The 17,514-nt window shown below is 61.7% G+C and carries 16 protein-coding genes and 1 tRNA gene; 4 read left to right on the top strand and 13 right to left on the bottom strand.

What is annotated here, in order from left to right; genetic code table 11:
* Window positions 1-54: 54 nt before the first annotated feature.
* The 4 genes from mreC to rodA all read left to right on the top strand — a co-directional run bounded on the left by mreC (window position 55) and on the right by rodA (window position 5,385).
* Window positions 55-1,158 (top strand): rod shape-determining protein MreC, encoded by a 1,104-nt coding sequence (gene mreC, locus ACSQ83_RS08730; RefSeq protein WP_414969695.1) that lies wholly within the window; start codon window positions 55-57, stop codon window positions 1,156-1,158.
* Window positions 1,155-1,667, top strand: a complete 513-nt coding sequence (gene mreD / locus ACSQ83_RS08725; RefSeq protein ID WP_299703604.1) for a rod shape-determining protein MreD — start codon at window positions 1,155-1,157, stop codon at window positions 1,665-1,667. Before mreC ends, mreD begins: the two co-directional genes overlap by 4 nt.
* Window positions 1,668-1,758: 91 nt before the next feature.
* Entirely contained in the window at window positions 1,759-4,215 is a 2,457-nt protein-coding gene (gene mrdA, locus ACSQ83_RS08720) for a penicillin-binding protein 2 (RefSeq protein ID WP_436227849.1), read from the top strand.
* A gap of 21 nt (window positions 4,216-4,236) precedes the next feature.
* On the top strand, window positions 4,237-5,385 hold the full coding sequence (rodA, locus tag ACSQ83_RS08715) for a rod shape-determining protein RodA (protein ID WP_414947926.1): 1,149 nt from the start codon (window positions 4,237-4,239) through the stop codon (window positions 5,383-5,385).
* A 65-nt stretch (window positions 5,386-5,450) separates the two neighbouring features.
* On the opposite strand, the gene ACSQ83_RS08710 is transcribed toward rodA, so the two are convergent.
* The 13 genes from ACSQ83_RS08710 to fmt all read right to left on the bottom strand — a co-directional run bounded on the left by ACSQ83_RS08710 (window position 5,451) and on the right by fmt (window position 17,495).
* Window positions 5,451-6,125 (bottom strand): tetratricopeptide repeat protein, encoded by a 675-nt coding sequence (locus ACSQ83_RS08710; protein ID WP_414947630.1) that lies wholly within the window; start codon window positions 6,123-6,125, stop codon window positions 5,451-5,453.
* Complete coding sequence (locus tag ACSQ83_RS08705) at window positions 6,122-6,904, bottom strand: HpcH/HpaI aldolase family protein (protein ID WP_436227848.1); 783 nt, start codon at window positions 6,902-6,904, stop codon at window positions 6,122-6,124. Before ACSQ83_RS08705 ends, ACSQ83_RS08710 begins: the two co-directional genes overlap by 4 nt.
* 165 nt (window positions 6,905-7,069) lie before the next feature.
* Entirely contained in the window at window positions 7,070-7,516 is a 447-nt protein-coding gene (gene queD, locus ACSQ83_RS08700) for a 6-carboxytetrahydropterin synthase QueD (protein WP_062082379.1), read from the bottom strand.
* 29 nt (window positions 7,517-7,545) lie between these two features.
* Complete coding sequence (gene queE / locus ACSQ83_RS08695) at window positions 7,546-8,178, bottom strand: 7-carboxy-7-deazaguanine synthase (protein ID WP_436227847.1); 633 nt, start codon at window positions 8,176-8,178, stop codon at window positions 7,546-7,548.
* 2 nt (window positions 8,179-8,180) lie between these two features.
* Window positions 8,181-8,915, bottom strand: coding sequence for a 7-cyano-7-deazaguanine synthase QueC (queC, locus tag ACSQ83_RS08690; RefSeq protein WP_414947633.1), 735 nt, complete (start codon window positions 8,913-8,915; stop codon window positions 8,181-8,183).
* Between the two features lie 249 nt (window positions 8,916-9,164).
* A tRNA-Phe gene (locus ACSQ83_RS08685) sits at window positions 9,165-9,240 on the bottom strand.
* A 100-nt stretch (window positions 9,241-9,340) separates the two neighbouring features.
* Window positions 9,341-10,060 (bottom strand): response regulator transcription factor EsaR, encoded by a 720-nt coding sequence (gene esaR / locus ACSQ83_RS08680; RefSeq protein WP_436227846.1) that lies wholly within the window; start codon window positions 10,058-10,060, stop codon window positions 9,341-9,343.
* Window positions 10,061-12,448 (bottom strand): ATP-binding protein, encoded by a 2,388-nt coding sequence (locus tag ACSQ83_RS08675; RefSeq protein ID WP_414947927.1) that lies wholly within the window; start codon window positions 12,446-12,448, stop codon window positions 10,061-10,063. It abuts the gene before it with no gap.
* Between the two features lie 31 nt (window positions 12,449-12,479).
* A complete protein-coding gene (locus tag ACSQ83_RS08670; protein WP_414947635.1) occupies window positions 12,480-13,088 on the bottom strand; it encodes a DUF4390 domain-containing protein in 609 nt (202 codons plus the stop codon).
* Window positions 13,085-14,569: a 16S rRNA (cytosine(967)-C(5))-methyltransferase RsmB gene (rsmB, locus tag ACSQ83_RS08665; protein WP_436227845.1), complete on the bottom strand. Its 1,485-nt coding sequence runs from the start codon at window positions 14,567-14,569 to the stop codon at window positions 13,085-13,087. Before rsmB ends, ACSQ83_RS08670 begins: the two co-directional genes overlap by 4 nt.
* A gap of 207 nt (window positions 14,570-14,776) precedes the next feature.
* Complete coding sequence (gene htpX, locus ACSQ83_RS08660) at window positions 14,777-15,634, bottom strand: zinc metalloprotease HtpX (RefSeq protein ID WP_414947637.1); 858 nt, start codon at window positions 15,632-15,634, stop codon at window positions 14,777-14,779.
* Window positions 15,635-15,778: 144 nt separating this feature from the next.
* Complete coding sequence (locus tag ACSQ83_RS08655) at window positions 15,779-16,429, bottom strand: LysE family translocator (RefSeq protein WP_436227844.1); 651 nt, start codon at window positions 16,427-16,429, stop codon at window positions 15,779-15,781.
* Window positions 16,430-16,502: 73 nt separating this feature from the next.
* Window positions 16,503-17,495, bottom strand: coding sequence for a methionyl-tRNA formyltransferase (gene fmt / locus ACSQ83_RS08650; RefSeq protein ID WP_436227843.1), 993 nt, complete (start codon window positions 17,493-17,495; stop codon window positions 16,503-16,505).
* Window positions 17,496-17,514: the final 19 nt, after the last annotated feature.

Raw genomic sequence — 17,514 nt, 5'->3', positions numbered from 1 at the left:
CCCCCACGCGGACCCGCAGCATCGACCCAACCGATCACGCCCTCGGCGCCGACCATGGAATACAGTCCGCCGCCACTCTTTAAGCAAGGTCCATCCGCTCTCGCGCGATTGATCTTCTTCGTGGTGCTTGCCCTCGCCCTGCTGATCTCCGACGCGCGTTTCAATACGCTCGAGATCGTGCGCGGCGTGCTGGGAGCGGGTTTGTATCCGCTTCAGCGCGCCGCGCTCGTACCGCGCGACATCTTCATGGGTGCGGCCGATCTGGCCGTCACCAGCGCAAACCTGCGCAATGAGAACACCAAGCTGAAAGCAAAGAACCTCGATTTGTCGGTGAAAGCGGGCGATGCAACCCAGCTCGCTGCTGAGAACGCGCATCTTCGTGCGCTGCTGCAGCTCGGCTCGCGCGCCAGCACGCAAACCACGCCCGTCGAAGTCCAGTACGACACCCGCGATCCTTTCACGCAGAAAGTCGTGATCGGCAAGGGTTCGCAGCAAGGCATCCAGGACGGCGCGCCGGTGGTGAACGAAGACGGCGTGATCGGGCAGGTGACGCGTGTGTTCCCGCTGCAATCGGAAGTCACGCTGCTCTCCGACAAAGACCAGGCCGTGCCCGTGCAGATCGTGCGGACCGGATTGCGCAGCGTGATCTACGGCACGCCGAAGGGCGACACGCTGGATCTGCGATTCGTGCCCATCAGCGCCGACGTGCAAACAGGCGACGAACTCGTGACCAGCGGTCTGGACGGCATTTATCCGCCGGGATTACCGGTGGCAAAAGTGGTTCGCGTCGATAAACAAGCGGATACCGCGTTCGCCCGCGTCGTCTGCCTGCCGATCGCCCCAGTCCGCGGTGCGCGCCAGCTGCTCGTGCTGCATTACGAGATCAACCAGCCGCCGAATCCTGAAGAAGCAGAGGAAGCTGCTGCAGCCAAGGAAGCGAAGGACAACAAGGGCAAGAAGAAGGCAGCGCCGGCGAAAGGCGCCAGCGCAGCCGCCCCTGCGGCTGCTGCCCCAGCAAGTGCGCCGGCTGCGAAGAAATCCGAACCGCCCGTGGCGGAGAAGAAATCCGAACCCGCCAGCGCGAAGAAAGCCGAGAAATCCGGGCACAGCAGGAAAGCTGAACCTGCCGCCAAACCCGCGCCCGGAGCAGCACCATGAACCGTCCGCAATACATCCTGCAGCCGGTCAATCCGTACTTCATCACGTTCAGTCTGGCCGTGGCGTTCCTGTTGAACCTGATTCCCTGGGGCAGGACCTTCGGCATCCCGGATTTCGTGGCGGTCGTGCTGCTGTTCTGGAACGTCCATCAGCCGCGTCGCGTGGGCATGGGTATCGCGTTCATGCTCGGCATGCTCATGGACGTTCACAATGCCAGTCTGCTCGGTGAGCACGCGCTCGCGTATACGTTGTTGTCCTATGGCGCCATCACCATTCACAGGCGCGTATTGTGGATGTCTCTGCCCGTGCAAACGTTCGTGGTCGCGCCTTTGCTGATCGGTGCGCAAATCGTGCCGTTCGTGATCCGCCTGCTGACCGGCGCGGCGTTTCCCGGCTGGGGGTATCTGATCGATGGGTTCGTCGAGGCTATTTTGTGGCCGGTCGCGAGTTTCCTGCTTCTGATTCCGCAGCGCCGCGCCACGGACCCGGACGACACGCGGCCAATCTGAGTTTAGTAAGTTTAGTTGAGCGTCTGCCGCAACCGCTGCACGCTGATTACGGCACACCCGACGCCACACACGCGGTCCCCGCGAACATTGCATGACCGAATTTCAGAACGCCGAACAACAGTTATCGAAGTTTCGCCTGCGTGTGGCTGCCGCCGGCCTGTTCGTGTTCGTCTGTTTCGGGCTGATCGGCGTGCGCTTCCTGTACCTGCAGGTCTGGCATTTCAGCAAATACTCGCTGCAAGCCGATGAAAACCGCATCTCGGTCGCGCCCATCGTGCCGAACCGCGGCATCATCACCGACCGCAACGGCGTGGTGCTGGCGAAGAATTATTCGGCTTACACGCTGGAAATCACGCCATCGAAGATCAACACCACGCTCGACGACGAAATCGACCGCATTGGAACCGTGATTCCTGTCGATCAACGCGATCGGCGGCGTTTCAAGAAGCTGCTCGAAGACTCGAAGAATTTCGAAAGCCTGCCAATCCGAACGCGTCTGACGGACGAAGAAGTCGCCCGTTTCACCGCCCAGAAATATCTCTTCCCGGGCGTGGAAGTGCGTGCGCGGCTGTTCCGGCAATATCCGCTGGGACCGACGGCGGCGCATGTGATCGGTTATATCGGGCGGATTTCGCAGCGCGATCAGGAACGGATCGACGAAGCGAGCGACCAGAATGACGCCGATACCGATCACTACGATCCCCGCGTGGACGCGAACAACTACAAGGGCACGGACTACATCGGCAAGATTGGTGTGGAGCAGAGCTATGAAACCGAGTTGCATGGCCTGACGGGCTTCGAGGAAGTGGAAGTCACCGCGGGCGGGCGGCCCGTGCGCACGCTTTCCCGCACGCAGGCCACGCCGGGTAACAACCTGGTGTTATCGCTGGATATCGGCTTGCAGCAGGTCGCCGAGCAGGCGTTCGCGGGCAAGCGCGGCGCGCTGGTCGCTATCGAACCGGCAACGGGCGACGTGCTCGCGTTCGTATCGGCGCCCAGTTTTGACCCGAATTCGTTCGTCGATGGCATCGACCAGCAGACCTGGGATTCGCTCAACAATTCGCCCGATCACCCGCTGCTGAACCGGCCGCTGCACGGCACCTATCCGCCGGGTTCCACCTACAAGCCCTTCATGGCGCTCGCCGCGCTGACGCTGCACAAGCGCACGACCGGCTGGGGTTTCCAGGACCCGGGTTCGTACACGTTCGGCGGCCACACGTTCCGCAACGACGTGCGCGCGGGTCAGGGCTGGGTCGACATGAACCGCGCGATCGTGGTCTCTAACGACACGTATTTCTACATGCTCGCGCACGATCTGGGCGTGAACGCGATGGCCGGCTTCATGAAGCCGTGGGGATTCGGCCAGATCACGGGTATCGATATCAACGGCGAAGCGCGCGGCATCCTTCCGTCCACCGAGTGGAAAAAGAAGGCGTACCGGAAGCCCGAACAACAACGCTGGTATGAAGGCGAGACGATCAGCCTGGGTATTGGGCAGGGTTACAACTCGTTCACGATCCTGCAACTCGCGCACGCTACGGCGACGCTCGCTAACGATGGCGTGGTCATGAAGCCGCATCTGGTCAAGGAAGTCGAGAATCCGATCAACAAGGCGGTCCGCGTCACCGTGCGCGACCCGAGTTACAGGATTCCGGTCAAGCAGGTGGACGTCGACTTCATCAAGCGGGCGATGGAAGGCGTAGTGACCAACGGAACGGCCTCCAAGATCTTCCGCGGCGCGCCCTATGTGGCGGCCGGTAAAACCGGTACGGCTCAGGTTTATTCGCTGCAAGGCGCGAATTATTCACACAGCGCGATCGCCGAACATTTGCGCGATCACGCGCTGTTTATTGCGTTCGCGCCGGCGGATCATCCGACTATCGCGGTTGCGCTGATCGTGGAAAACGGCGGCTGGGGCGCGGAATCCGCAGGCCCGATCGCGCGAAAAGTGCTGGATTATTATCTCGTCGACCGCATGAAGCCGGGTGCGGAAGCAGCGGCCGTGGCAGCGGCGGCATCGGCGACGGAAGATGCGAACGCACCCGTGATCGGGGGCGCGCAAAGCCCCGTGGATGCAGCGCTGCCCGCTTCGGTGACCAGTGCGTCGCCAGCGTTCAAGCCAGTGGCTGCATCTAATGCGACAGCGGCAAGTGCGGCTGCGTCCGATTCGGCTGCGTCCGCAAGCAGCGGGGCCGCAGCGGCGTCCAGCGCGCCGGCTGCATCGGCTGCATCGGCTGGTTCGGCGGCGTCGGCCGCTCCTGTCGCGCCGAGCATGCTGCGCGCGCTGGAAGCGCCGCGCGTGCCGGTCACGCCTATCGCCACGGAAGCGCGGGAAACCGCGCACCCGCCAGCGGGATCGAAAGCGCCCGGTGTGGTCAACGTGAAGGAAACCACCCGACCCACCGATGTCCGCAAGGCGCCGGCCACTAAAACACCGCCAACGCCCCCATCGCCGCCGAAAGAACCGCCGCCGACCGCCGCGATCCCACGTAACACGGGCAAAAGCGCCATCCAGACATTGACGCCGTCTGGCGGCATCGACGAGTAAAGGAGAATCTCCATGGAAGCGCTGCATTTCGACAAGCGCGTCTGGCTCGACCGTACGAAGCGCATGTTCGCGGGCTTCGATAAACCGCTCGCGCTGATCGTGTTCCTGCTGCTGTGCGTGGGTATCGTGACGCTGTACAGCGCGAGTCTCGATGTCCCCGGCCGCGTTGAAGACCAGTTGCGCAACATCATGCTGACGTTCGGCCTGATGTGGATTCTCGCCAATGTGCCGCCGCCCACGCTGATGCGTTTCGCCGTGCCGCTTTACACCATCGGCATGGCGCTGCTGATCGCGGTCGCCACGTTCGGGTTGACGCGCAAGGGCGCGAAACGCTGGCTGAACGTGGGCGTGGTGATCCAGCCGTCGGAGATCATGAAGATCGCGATGCCGCTGATGCTCGCGTGGTATTTCCAGCGGCGTGAGGGCGGTATCCGGTGGTGGGATTATCTGGTCGGCTTCCTGATCCTGATGCTGCCGGTCGCGATCATCGCCAAGCAGCCCGACCTCGGTACCGCCGTGCTGGTGTTCGCGGCGGGCCTCTTCGTGATCTATTTCGCGGGCCTGAGTTTCAAGCTGATCGTGCCGGTGCTGGTGGCCGTCGTGCTGATGGTTGCGAGTATCGGCGTGTTCCAGGATCGCATTTGCCAGCCGGAAGTGAACTGGCCACTGATGCACGATTACCAGAAGCATCGGATCTGTACGCTGCTCGATCCAACGTCCGATCCACTCGGCAAGGGCTTCCACACCATTCAGGCTGTCATTGCAATCGGCTCGGGTGGGACCTTCGGAAAAGGCTGGTTGAAGGGCACGCAGTCGCACCTTGAGTTCATTCCTGAAAAACACACCGACTTCATTTTCGCGGTGTTTTCGGAGGAGTTCGGGCTCGCGGGCGGACTGGTGCTGCTGTTCCTTTATATGGCGTTGATCGCGCGAGGGCTGTTTATCGCGGCAGCCGGGGCGACGTTGTTCGGACGCCTCCTGGCCGGATCGCTGACCATGGCGTTCTTTACGTACGCGTTCGTGAATATCGGGATGGTGAGCGGGATCTTGCCGGTCGTCGGCGTGCCGCTGCCGTTTATGAGCTACGGCGGAACCGCGCTCACAACGCTTGGCGTTGCGATCGGACTCATCATGAGCGTGTCACGACAAAAGCGGCTGATGAAAGGCTAGTGTTTTTCTACGGCAAGCGTTGTTAAAGCAAAGCCCACGATGATTGGCTTCATCGCGGGCTTTTGTTATTGCGGCTGTTCGTGCGCGAGTTCCGCGCTGAGTTGCTGGAACTTCAGCTTCGCCGCAGGATCGCCCTGCGCTGCCGCCGCCGCGTAATACGCGCGTGCCACGTTGATGTTCTTCTGCACGCCATCGCCGCCGCGTTCGTAAAAGGATCCAGCCACGTATTGCGCGGTCATGTCGCCGCCTTCGGCCGCCTTCTTGTACCAGACAAACGCCTGGGCGTTATCGCGAGGCGTGCCGCGGCCATCGAGGAACTGATTGGCCAGCGCAAGCTCCGCCAAAACATGGCCCTGGTTCGCCGCCCGCAAGAACCAGCGATGCGCCTCCGCCGGATCACGCGCGACAAACTCGCCATCGTCGTACATTTTCCCGTACACGTACTGCGCTTGCGTCATGTTGGCATCGGCGGCTTTGCGCAGCCACTTCTTGCCTTCTTCCACATCCGCCGCGCCGCCTTCGCCGTTCACCAGCATCATCGCGTAATTGAATTCGGCTAGACGGCTGCCGTTCTTCGCCGCACTCAGGAACTCCGAGCGCGCGACACCAAAATTGCCCGCGTTGTAATCGGCGACGGCGTTTTGCGTCGCCCTGTCACTGCCCTTGACCGTCTGTGCGCTTGCCGCGCTGCACGCCATCACCAACGCTACCGATACTGCGCCCAATATTCCGGGTTTCATGCCCTCGCCTCCTGCAACGCCTGTCGCGTCGCCTTTAACAGCCAACCCACATCCGCCGATAAGGCGATGACCTTCACGCCCGCTTCCGCATAGGAGCGTGCACTCGAAACATCGAGCGCAAAAATGCCGCTCGCGATGCCGGCTTGTTTGGCGGTATCGATAATTTTCGTGATTGCCGCGTGGACGTCGGGATGTTTCGTATCGCCGAGATGACCGAGACTCGCGGCCAGATCGGCCGGTCCAATGAACAGGCAATCGACGCCCGGCGTCGCCGCGATTGCTTCCACGTTCGCGAGCGCCTGCTCGGATTCAATCTGCACGATGGTCGATATCTGCGCGTTCGCCGAACTCACGTAATCGCGCCGGACGCCGTATGCCGCCGCGCGCACTGCGCCGGCGGCGCCGCGCAGGCCATCGCGGGCATCGGCGTCTGGATACTGCGTCAGCCGCACGACGTGTGCCGCCTCTTCCGCCGTTTCCACGTTCGGGAACATCAGGGTGCGCGCGCCCGCGTCGAGCACGCGCTTGACCAGCCAACCTTCATGCGCCGGCACGCGGACGATCGGTTCGGTCGGCAAGTGCGCAGCGGCAATCGCGCGAAGTTGCGCGACGACGTCATGGCTGTCGTTCGGCGAATGCTCCATGTCGATACACAGCCAGTCGAAACCCGCGTGCGCGACGGCTTCGGCCACGTCCGCGCTGCCCAGCGATAACCACAGGCCGAACAAGGTGCCGGATTCGGTGAAACGCTGTTTGAGGAGGTTGGTGTAGGTGCTCATCGCGTGGTCCCTGACAGGTCAGGCGCGGCGGGATGGCTGGCAGGCATGTCTCGCTCCAATAGGCTATGTCGCTGAATGCGCCGCAACAAAACGTGCGGCTTGTCCAAAGATCATACCGTGACAAAAGAGCGCTGGCAGGAGCGCGCCTTGGAGACGTGTGAAGCGTCAGACGCCTTCGACGTCCGCCCAGCAATTCGGCGTTTCGTACAGACGCACGCGCTTCAACTTCAGATCAACGCCGTAGTGGTCGTTGTAGACCCCGGAGAGAATGCGGAACGCTTCGGCGGCAAGATTTTCAACGGTCGGAATACGGTCAAGCACGACGGTCTTGTGGTCGGCCATTTGCTCGAGAAAGCTGCGCACGACTTCGTCGCGTGCATAGACGATAAACGCGTGGTCCCACTTGTTGACCAAATGTTCCATGGCGAGCGCCTTGACGTCGGCGAAATCCATCACCATGCCGCGATCCGGCGCGCCTTCCGTTTCAACGAGCTCACCCTGCAGCGTGATCTCCAGCACATACCGATGACCGTGCAGGTTACGGCACTGGCTGCGGTGATCGGGGATGCGGTGGCCCGCATCGAATTCAAGTTTTCGGGTAATCGTCTGCACGTCTGCTCAGCTAGGGGGCTTGATTCGCGTTAGGGGATGTTCAGGTACTTGTGCGTCTGCATGGACAGGCGCCATTGCGGATGCCGCTTGCACCAGTCGATAGCGAGCTTCGTATTAATGTCGCGCGACGGGCCGTCCATGGGTTGCACGAGGAAATACTCGAAGTCGAGTTTGGCGTAATCGGCCAGCGGCTGATTGTCTTGCGGCACGACGACCTTCAACTCGTTGCCCTTCGTCACGACCAGCGGCGCACCGGCTTTCGGGCTCACGCAAATCCAGTCGATGCTGTCCAGCACCGGCAGCGATCCATTCGTTTCTATCGCCATTTCGAAGCCGGCTGCATGCAGGGCATCGACGAAGGGCGGGTCGATCTGCAACATGGGCTCGCCGCCTGTGCAGACCACGAACTTGTGCGCTTCGCCTTCCGGCCATTGCGATGAAATCATGGCGACGAGGTCTGCCGGCGTTTTGTATTTGCCGCCGTTCTCGCCATCCGTGCCGACGAAATCCGTGTCGCAAAACTGGCAGACTGCGTCCGCACGATCTTCCTCGCGACCCGACCAGAGATTGCAGCCGGCGAAGCGGCAAAACACAGCCGGGCGGCCGGCATTTGCGCCTTCGCCCTGCAACGTGTAGAAAATTTCCTTTACTGCGTACGTCATGATCAGACCGGTTCGATAGTGACTTGCTCACCCGACTTGTAGGCTTCGTAGCCGCGCTTGCGCAGCTTGCACGCCGGACATTGGCCACAGCCAAAACCCCATTCATGCAACTCGGCGCGCTCGCCGACATAACACGTGTGCGTCTCGACGCGCACCAGTTCCACCAGCGCCTCGCCGCCTAGCTCTTCGGCCAGGCGCCAAGTGTCGGCTTTATCGAGCCACATGAGCGGTGTCTCGAGCAGGAAGCGGCTGTCCATGCCGAGGTTGAGGGCGACTTGCAGCGCCTTCATGGTGTCGTCGCGGCAATCGGGATAGCCCGAGAAATCTGTTTCGCACATGCCGCCGACGAGCACCTTCAACCCGCGCCTGTACGCAATAGCAGCGGCGATCGTCATGAACATGAGATTGCGGCCGGGCACGAAGGTGTTGGGCAACCCGTTCGCGGTGGCTTCGATTTCGATCTCGCGCGTCATGGCGGTGTCGCTGATCGCGCCGAGCACGGACAGGTCGATCATGTGGTCTTCGCCGAGCCGTTCGGCCCACTGCGGAAACTGCTGTCTCAGCGATTCACGGAAGCCCTCCCGGCATTCGAGTTCCACACGATGCCGCTGTCCATAGTCGAAGCCAAGCGTCTCGACGGTTGTAAAACGGTCGAGCGCCCAGGCGAGGCATGTGGCCGAATCCTGGCCGCCGGAAAACAGCACCAGTGCGCTGTCTTTAGCGTCTGTCCGAGTCACCGTGAAACTCCAATGGAGAAGATGAAGTGCGCGATATGGCTAATGTTCAGGAGCGGCCGCAGCGCAGTTCGCCGCGCAGTTTTATCCCGATCCTATTTTAGCCAAGTCTTTGAAGAACCAAGGATTTTACCATGATGGCCAATCTTCGCTCTCGGCCAAGGCTTGACCCAAAACCAGAACGAGCACGAACGACGAAACCCAATTGAAAATGCCCGGAAACCTTACGGTTTCCGGGCATTTTTGCAACTGTGGTGGCCTGGGACGGAATCGAACCATCGACACGCGGATTTTCAATCCGCTGCTCTACCAACTGAGCTACCGGGCCACGAAGAACGAAAGTATATCAAAGGGGATTATGTCGCTCAAGTGCTTTTTGCCAACTTTTCACTGTAACGATCCTCGTTCACCTCCTCTTCCCCCGCCAGTCAAGCGTCGCTCTTGTTCTTGCCCAGATCCACACCGAGCTGCTTGAGCTTGCGATACAAGTGCGTGCGCTCCAATCCGGTCTTCTCCGCCACCCGCGTCATGCTGCCGTTTTCACGCGCCAGGTGATACTCGAAGTACGCGCGCTCGAAGGCATCGCGGGCATCGCGTAACGGGATGTCGAAAGAGATGGACGCCGTCGCACCAGCCGGACCCGCAGCGGCACCTAGCGCGCCCGAATCTCCGCCAGCAAGACTCAGCGACGAAGCCACCGGCAACGCAGCGGAAGCCGGCAATGTCGAACCACTCGGCGGCAACGCCGGCCGCATGGCGGTGTTCGCGATGGGCGCGGCAGCCGTGCCGCGCGCAAGACCTTGCTCGACCGCCTTGAGCAGTTTCTGCAAAGCGATCGGCTTCTCGAGGAAGTTGAGCGCACCAATCTTCGTGGCTTCAACCGCCGTATCGATAGTCGCATGGCCCGACATCATGATCACCGGCATGGTGAGTTTGCCTTGCGCCGCCCACTCTTTTAGCAGCGTCACGCCGTCGGTATCGGGCATCCAGATGTCGAGCAGCACGAGATCCGGCGCCTGCCGCAACCGGTACTCTCGCGCATACTGCGCATTCTCCGCCGTCTCCACCACGTGACCTTCGTCGCTCAGGATCTCCGAGAGCAATTCCCGGATACCCATTTCGTCGTCTACCACCAGGATGGTTGCCATTTACGCTGCCCTTGTCTGCACTAATGCTTTTGTCGTTCCGTGGCTCGCCGCCGCCAAGGGCGGTGTCGCGCCCGGTTCGGCGGAATCTTCCGCGAGTTGCAGGAACAAAATCGAGATCTGCGCGCCTTCGATCACGTCAGGGGTCTTAGAACGATTGCGGATGTCGATGCGCGCGCCATGCTCATCGACGATCTTCTTTACCGTTGCAAGACCCAGACCCGTGCCCTTCGCCTTGGTTGTCACATAAGGCTCGAATGCGCGCGAGAGAATTCGCGCGGGAAAACCAGAACCGTTATCCGATACCGTCAACCGCACCGCCACGCGGGCATGACCTGACGCATCGGAGTCGCCATATTCTACTGTCTTCGTTTCAAGCAGCACGCGAGGTTCGGCCACATCGGCCACCGCATCCTGCGCGTTCTGTAAAAGATTGTGGATAACCTGCCGAAGCTGCGTGGCATCGCCGCGAATCACCGGCAATTTTGTCAGTTCCACCGTGATGTGACTCTTGCCTTCTTCAATGCCATACAACGTCAGCACTTCGGCCACGAGATCGTTGAGCTGCAGGTTGCCCAGGACAGCCGGCGGCGTGCGCGCGTATTCGCGGAAGTCGTCGACCATCTGCTTCATCGCCTGCACCTGATTCACGATGGTCGTCGCGCCGCGCTTGAGCACTTCGGCGTCGGCAGGAGCGAGCTTGTCGGCGAGCTTCATTTGCAAGCGTTCAGCCGATAACTGGATCGGCGTAAGCGGATTCTTGATCTCGTGCGCCAGCCGCCGCGCCACTTCGCCCCAAGCGACTGAACGCTGCGCGGAGATGACGTCGGAGATGTCGTCGAATACGACTACGTAGCCCGTTGTCTCGGCGTCGTCGGTATCGCTTTCGGTCAACGTCAACAACTGCGTACCGCGTACCAGCAAGGTCAACGGATCAGTCTCGCCAGCCACCGGAACGGCCAGTTGCTGTTGCCAGTGACCGCGGTCACCAATCGGCCGACCACTCCCGCTTGCCGCTGCATCGCGATCCGCGAATGCCTTGCGCACCATCGCGCCGAACTCGGACAGCACACCGATCTGTTCAAGCGGCAAGTTCAGCGACGCAGTGAACGGCTGCCGGAAAATCCGCGCCGCGCCGCGATTTGCCGTGGTCAGGCGGAACTGCCGGTCGAACACGAACACGCCGGCGGTCAGGTTAGCAAGAATGCTTTCGAGATACGCCTTCGAATGTTCGAGTGCGATCCGGTTGTTCTCAACCGCCGCACGCGCCTCCGACAATTGCCGCGTCATCGCGTTGAACGACTGCGTGAGGAAACCGAGTTCGTCACGCGACTTCACTTCGCGCTTGGGCGTGTAATCGCCCTCGGCCACTTCCTTCGTGCCTTGCGCGAGCAGGAACAACGGCCGCGCGAGTTGATTGCCAAGCGCGAGCGCCAGCATCATGGCGATGAAGGTCGCGAGGAACAACGCCAGCGTCAGCGTGCCGATATACATCTTGCGCAAGCCAGTCCGCCCCAGCGCCTTTTCCTGATACTCGCGATACGCGCGCTGCACGGCGTCGGCATTGCGAGCAAGCGCGGTGCTGACCGGCTGCTCGATTTGCAGGAAACGTTCCGCCGGCTGCAGTTCAGTCGTCGAGCTATCGGGAATCTTGACGATCACCCTCAGCCTCAGCGCGCCCTTGGGTCCGGTCAGGCTTGCATCGCCATCGACCTCGCCTTCAATAGCGCCATACGGCCTGCCGCGCGCCTGATTCAATTGCAGCGGCGTTGGCAAGTCGTCGGGCACGAGCGCCGCGAAGTTACTCGATGCCTGCGCCACCACGCGCACATCGGGTGCGGTTCCGGAGCCGCCCCTCGCCGGTTCAACAATGGTCGCATCCTGCACGTTGAACTGATCGCGCAAGCGCAACAGCGTGAGCGTGAGACTGGTTGGATCGGCGCTGGCAAGCTGGTCGCCCATCAGGCGGCCTTTGTTCTGCAGATCGGACAGCGATGCATCGAGCATGCCGCGCCCAAGATTCAGCCCCGACGTGAGCGCGGTTTCCACGTTCACATCGAACCATGATTCGATACTGCGCGACACGAACTGATACGACACCACGTAGATGATCCCGCCCGGGACCACGCCCACGAGCGCAAAGATAAACGCGAGTTTCGCGAGCAGCCGCGTGCCGAATTTGCCCTGCCGGACCCGGGTGATGATGATTGCAACCAGCCCGATCACGATCAGGATCAGCACGACCGCCACCGCGAGATTCGCGGCATAGAGCCACTGATAATAGCGATCGAAGAACTCGGTGTTCGCGCTGGCAAGGGCCAGCATGACCAGCAGCAAAATAGCCGTGAGCGCGACCGTGACCACGAGCACGCGAACCACAATGCCCGTCATGTTCGTGCGGCGCAGCGGCCGGCGGCGTAGTTTATTTAGCACTGGTCGCCGCCGTAAAAGTAAAACGCTTCCAGTCGGAAGAAAGATTCCAGTCGCGGTTGTTGACCGCGTCGATCTGGAACGGCTTGGGCATTAATGCGATATCGAGCTGCATGCGAACCGACGCGTTGTACGTCTCGCCAGGCTGGACCTGGTTACGATCGATCACGTGCCACGACGTCACATGCTTGATGACGGCAAGCGCCTCTTGCAGCGTAGCGAAGCCAAGCTGCAAGCCCCCCGTGGAGACACGATATTCGCGCGTCAGGGGTTGAAACGAAAGCCGGATGCTTTGCGACACGCTCACCGGCTCTTCGTCGAACCAGTACCAGCGCGGCCGGGAGAGATCGAAATCGGTTGTGAAATACAAAGGCACGCCCTTGTTCACGGCGTCTTCAAGACTGCTGTTGAGATCGAAGTCGAAACGGGCGTCGAGACTCCAGCCCGATCCGTCCGCCTGCAACGACGCGCGCTGCACAGCAATGGGATCGGCCTGCGCAGCCGAAACAGGCATGAACGACAGCGCAAGGCTCAATAACAGGGCCAGCACGGCCTGGCCGGCAGGCGCGAGCCGCAGCGGGAAAAAGCGTTTGATCGTCACCGTTTCTGAAAGCGCGCGTAGAAGAATCCGTCATGGTCCGCAAAGGCTTGCGCGTCCCGCGCAGATGATGTGCGGGTACGTTGCGCCTCGCCTGAATTGTCCGTCAGCGAGTTCGTGACCGGGTCCGGTGATACTTGCGAACCAACCGCGCCGGTGCGGCTGGCTGTCGGCAATAATTGCCCCGGCGCGTCCAATCGTACCGCATCTTCGTGCACCTCTCCAAACCACTGCGCCTGCAACTCGCCCTCTTCGGGGAAGATCGAACACGTAACGTAGAGCAACTCACCGCCGGTCGAGACCAGTGGCCAGAGCGCGGCGAGAATGCGGCGCTGCTCTTCGACCAGGGCGGCAATGTCGGTAGGACGGCGCAACCAGCGAATGTCAGGATGGCGTCGAACGATCCCCGACGCTGAGCACGGCACGTCGGCGAGTATGCGATCGAACGGATCGCCGTCTGACCAGGCCGACGGATCGCCGGCATCGCCTACGCGAATTTCCGCCTGCACATTCAGGCGCTGCAGGTTCTCGCCGATACGCCGCGCGCGCACCGGGTCGCTTTCCACCGCGATCAACTCGACATTCGCCAGTTCCAGCACGTGGCCGGTCTTGCCGCCAGGGGCCGCGCAGGCATCAAGCACGCGCATGCCGTCGCGCGCGTTCAGCAACTGCGCGGCAAGTTGAGCGCCAGCGTCCTGCACCGAGACGACGCCATCGGCGAAACCGGGAATCTTCTCGACGGACATGGGCGTCTTGAGGCGCACGGCGTGAATGCCGACGGCTTCGGCTTCTATGTGCTCGGCCTTGAGGACGTCGATATATTGCGCGACGCTCATGCGCCGTGCGTTGACACGCAACGTAAGCGGGCCTTGCCGGTTACCGGCGTCGAGGATGTTTTCCCACTCGTCTGGCTGGCTGCGCTTGACCGCGTCGATCCACCACGCGGGATAGTTGAAACGCGCGACGGGGTTGCTTTGAACCTCGGCCAGCAATGCATCACGTTCGCGCAAGAACGAGCGCAGCACCGCGTTGACCAGACCCTTCGCAAACGCGAACTCGCGCCGTGCGGCGATGGCGTTGACGGCTTGATCGACAATGGTGAAAGGCGTGTACGCGGCGTGGGCTTCGTCATCGACCAGCAGCGCGAACGCGCAGGCCATCACATTCGATACATGCGGCGGCGGCGGCTTGCGCACCAGTTTTGCGATCAGCGCGTCGGCCACGGCAAGACGCCTCAACGTGCGATACGCAATGTCCTGCGTCGCCCCGCGGGACACCGCCACGTGCGTTGTCGCAATAACCGTCTGCAAGGCTGCGGGCAACGCGGAACCGGCACGCACCGCGCCGAGCGCTTGCGCGGCGGCATCGAGCGCGAACGCGAGTGAATCGGGAGCGAGGTTAAGCGTGGCGAGACGGGCGTCGGACGACGCTCGGCTGCTGTCCGCCGATGAAGCTGTGCGGCGTCGGAAAGGCTTTTCGGTCATGTCGGGGCGAAGGCGTTCGAGCCGGCCGATGCCGGTCCGCACAAACGAAGCATTGTAACTTGCGAGGGGTTTGGCCTGAGATTAGGACCCGGACGATGGCCGAACGGACGGGATTAGAGGCAGTCCGCTGTTTATGACATGGTCTGAAAAAAGCCCACCGCCGCTTGCGCGGCGATGGGCTTGTGGCTGCGGCTTAGCCCAGCGTCATTATTCCATCCGTCCGGTTCGCGCCATCTCCATCAGGCGCGCGACGCGCTCCTCGGTCGCCGGGTGAGTGGAAAAAAGCTTGGAGATTCCACCGCCCGCCAGCGGATTCATGATCATCATTTGCGCGGTGGCAGGATGCTGCTCGGCGGTCGGAAACGGGACGCCCGCTGCATACGCGTGAATTTTCTCGAGCGCGCTGGCAAGTGCCTGCGGATCGCCGGAAATCTGCGCGCCGCCGCGATCGGCTTCGAATTCCCGCGCCCGGGAGATCGCCATCTGAATCAGCGCGCCCGCCAGCGGCGCCAGCATGGCGACGGCAATACTGGCGATTGGATTCGAGCGCCGGCCGTCGGAATCCCGGCCGCCAAAGAACATGGCGAAGTTGGCCAGCGCCGAGATCGCACCGGCCATGGTGGCGGAAACCGTCGAAATCAAAATGTCCCGATGCTTCACGTGCGCCAACTCATGCGCCATCACGCCACGCAATTCGCGCTCGGACAACACCCGCAGGATGCCGGTGGTCGCCGCCACCGCCGCGTGCTCCGGATTACGGCCGGTTGCGAACGCGTTGGGCGCGTTTTCGTCGATGAGATACACCTTGGGCATGGGCAGCTGCGCCCGCGTAGCAAGTTCGCGAATCATCCGATAAAACTGCGGCGCGCTGGCTTCGTCCACTTCCTGTGCGTTGTACATCTTCAGCACGAGCTTGTCGGAGAACCAGTACGAGAAGAAATTCATGCCGAGGGCGACGAGCAGCGCGAGCATCATCCCTTTGCTGCCGCCGATCATTCCCCCGATTACGACAAAGAGGGCCGTGATCGCTGCCATCAGCATCGCCGTTTTGACCCAGTTGAACATGTCTTGAACTCCTCACCCAATATCAATGCGCGTTGCGCGCGAGCGGCCGAAGCGGCCTTTTTGCCTGACCGGGCAATCCGTCAAAGATAGCCGGCCCCGGATTGTAAGCAAAATGTTAGATAAGGGCATCGCGGAAAAATTCAATCACCTGCGCGAAGTCGCCAGCTTGATGCCCAATCCGACGAACGCACTACCCACCACCCGGTCCAGCCAAAGCTTGACGCCCGGTTTCCCGGAGAAGCGTTGCGTCACGCTGCCCGCGATCCACGCCACGAACGTATTCCAGAAGGTGCTGACCAGCACGAACACCAGGCCGAGTGCGAGGAACGCGAGGGTCTTGTGTGCGCTGTCGGCAGCAACGAATTGCGGGATGAACGAGACGAAGAACAGCACCACTTTCGGGTTCAGCACGTTGGTGACGAAGCCCTGCGTGAAAAGCTGTTGCAGCGACTTCGGCGCAGTGCGAACGCGGCTTTCTTCTACTTCGTCGCTGGCTTTCGTTACCGCCGGCTTCGCGAAGATCAACCGCACGCCGAGATAGATCAGATAAATCGCGCCTGCGAACTTGACGATAGTGAACGCGGTAACCGACGCCGCCAGCAACGCCGTCAGCCCGAATGCGCAGGCCAGCGTATGCACGATGCAGCCAAGCGCAATACCCAGCGCCGATACCACACCCGCGCCCCGTCCTTGCGCAACACTTCGGCCGACGATGTACGCCGTATCCGGTCCCGGCGTAACGCTCAGCAACATGACGGCGACGATAAACAGCGTGAAACCGGTGATTCCAAGCATTGCGGGACCTTCGTTTTGTTTTTGCTGGCTTTAGATGTTTTGGCAGCTGCGCAGGAAACGCTCCGGCACCGGTTCAGGCACCCGGCGCCACTTCCTGAAGTTCGAATCGTTGCCCTTTAACAATAGGCGATCCGGCAAGAAATTCGCGTACCGGGAGTCGTTTGCCGCCGGGCTTTTGCAACTGCGTGAGACGCAAGCCGCCCTGAGCGCAGGCAACCACGACACCCTCCGGGCTGCTTTCCACAATCACGCCGGCTTCGGCATCGTCCGGCAATTCGACCGGCTCCGCCGCCCAGATCTTCACGACAACGCCATCAAGCGTTCCAAACGCGCCGGGGAACGGGTCGAAGGCGCGAATCTGGCGCGCGAGCATGCTTGCCGGACGCCGCCAGTCGAGCGCCGCTTCGTGCTTGGCAATCTTCTCCGCGTAGGTCGCGCCGTCCTTCGGCTGTGGCGCGGCGGGCAAGGCGCCGTCGCGCTCGATATCCCGCAGCGCTTCAACGATCAGATCCGCGCCGAGCTGCGCCATGCGGTCGTGCAGCGTGGCGGTGGTATCGGTGGAACCGATTGGGATATGACCCTTGACGATCATCGCGCCGGTATCGAGCCCGGCATCCATCTGCATCAAGGTGATACCCGTCTCGGCGTCACCGGCTTCAATCGCACGATGAATGGGCGCGGCGCCGCGCCAGCGAGGCAACAGCGAACCGTGGATATTGATTGCGCCCAGCGGCGGGATGTCGAGCACTTCCTGCGGCAGGATCAGCCCATATGCCGCCACGACCATGATGTCGTGCGGCGTGGCCTTCAAGAGCTCAATAGCAGCGGCCGCTTCCTCGGGATACTTGCCGTTGCGCCGCAACGAGGTTGGCTGCGCCACCGGCAAGCCGTGCTCGGTCGCAAACCGCTTCACCGGCCCTGCGGCCAGTTTCAAACCGCGTCCTGCAGGCCGGTCCGGTTGCGTCAACACGAGCGGCACAGGAAAACCCGCTGCGTGAATGGCGGCCAGCGCGGCAGCGGCAAATTCGGGTGTTCCGGCAAATACGACACGCAGCGATTGAGTCATCGATTCAGCAACCTGCAAA

The sequence above is a fragment of the Caballeronia sp. LjRoot29 genome (assembly GCF_964252755.1).
GTDB lineage: Bacteria > Pseudomonadota > Gammaproteobacteria > Burkholderiales > Burkholderiaceae > Caballeronia.
The sequence above is the reverse complement of the archived record's forward strand: the minus strand, read 5'-3'. Positions and strand labels throughout refer to the sequence as shown.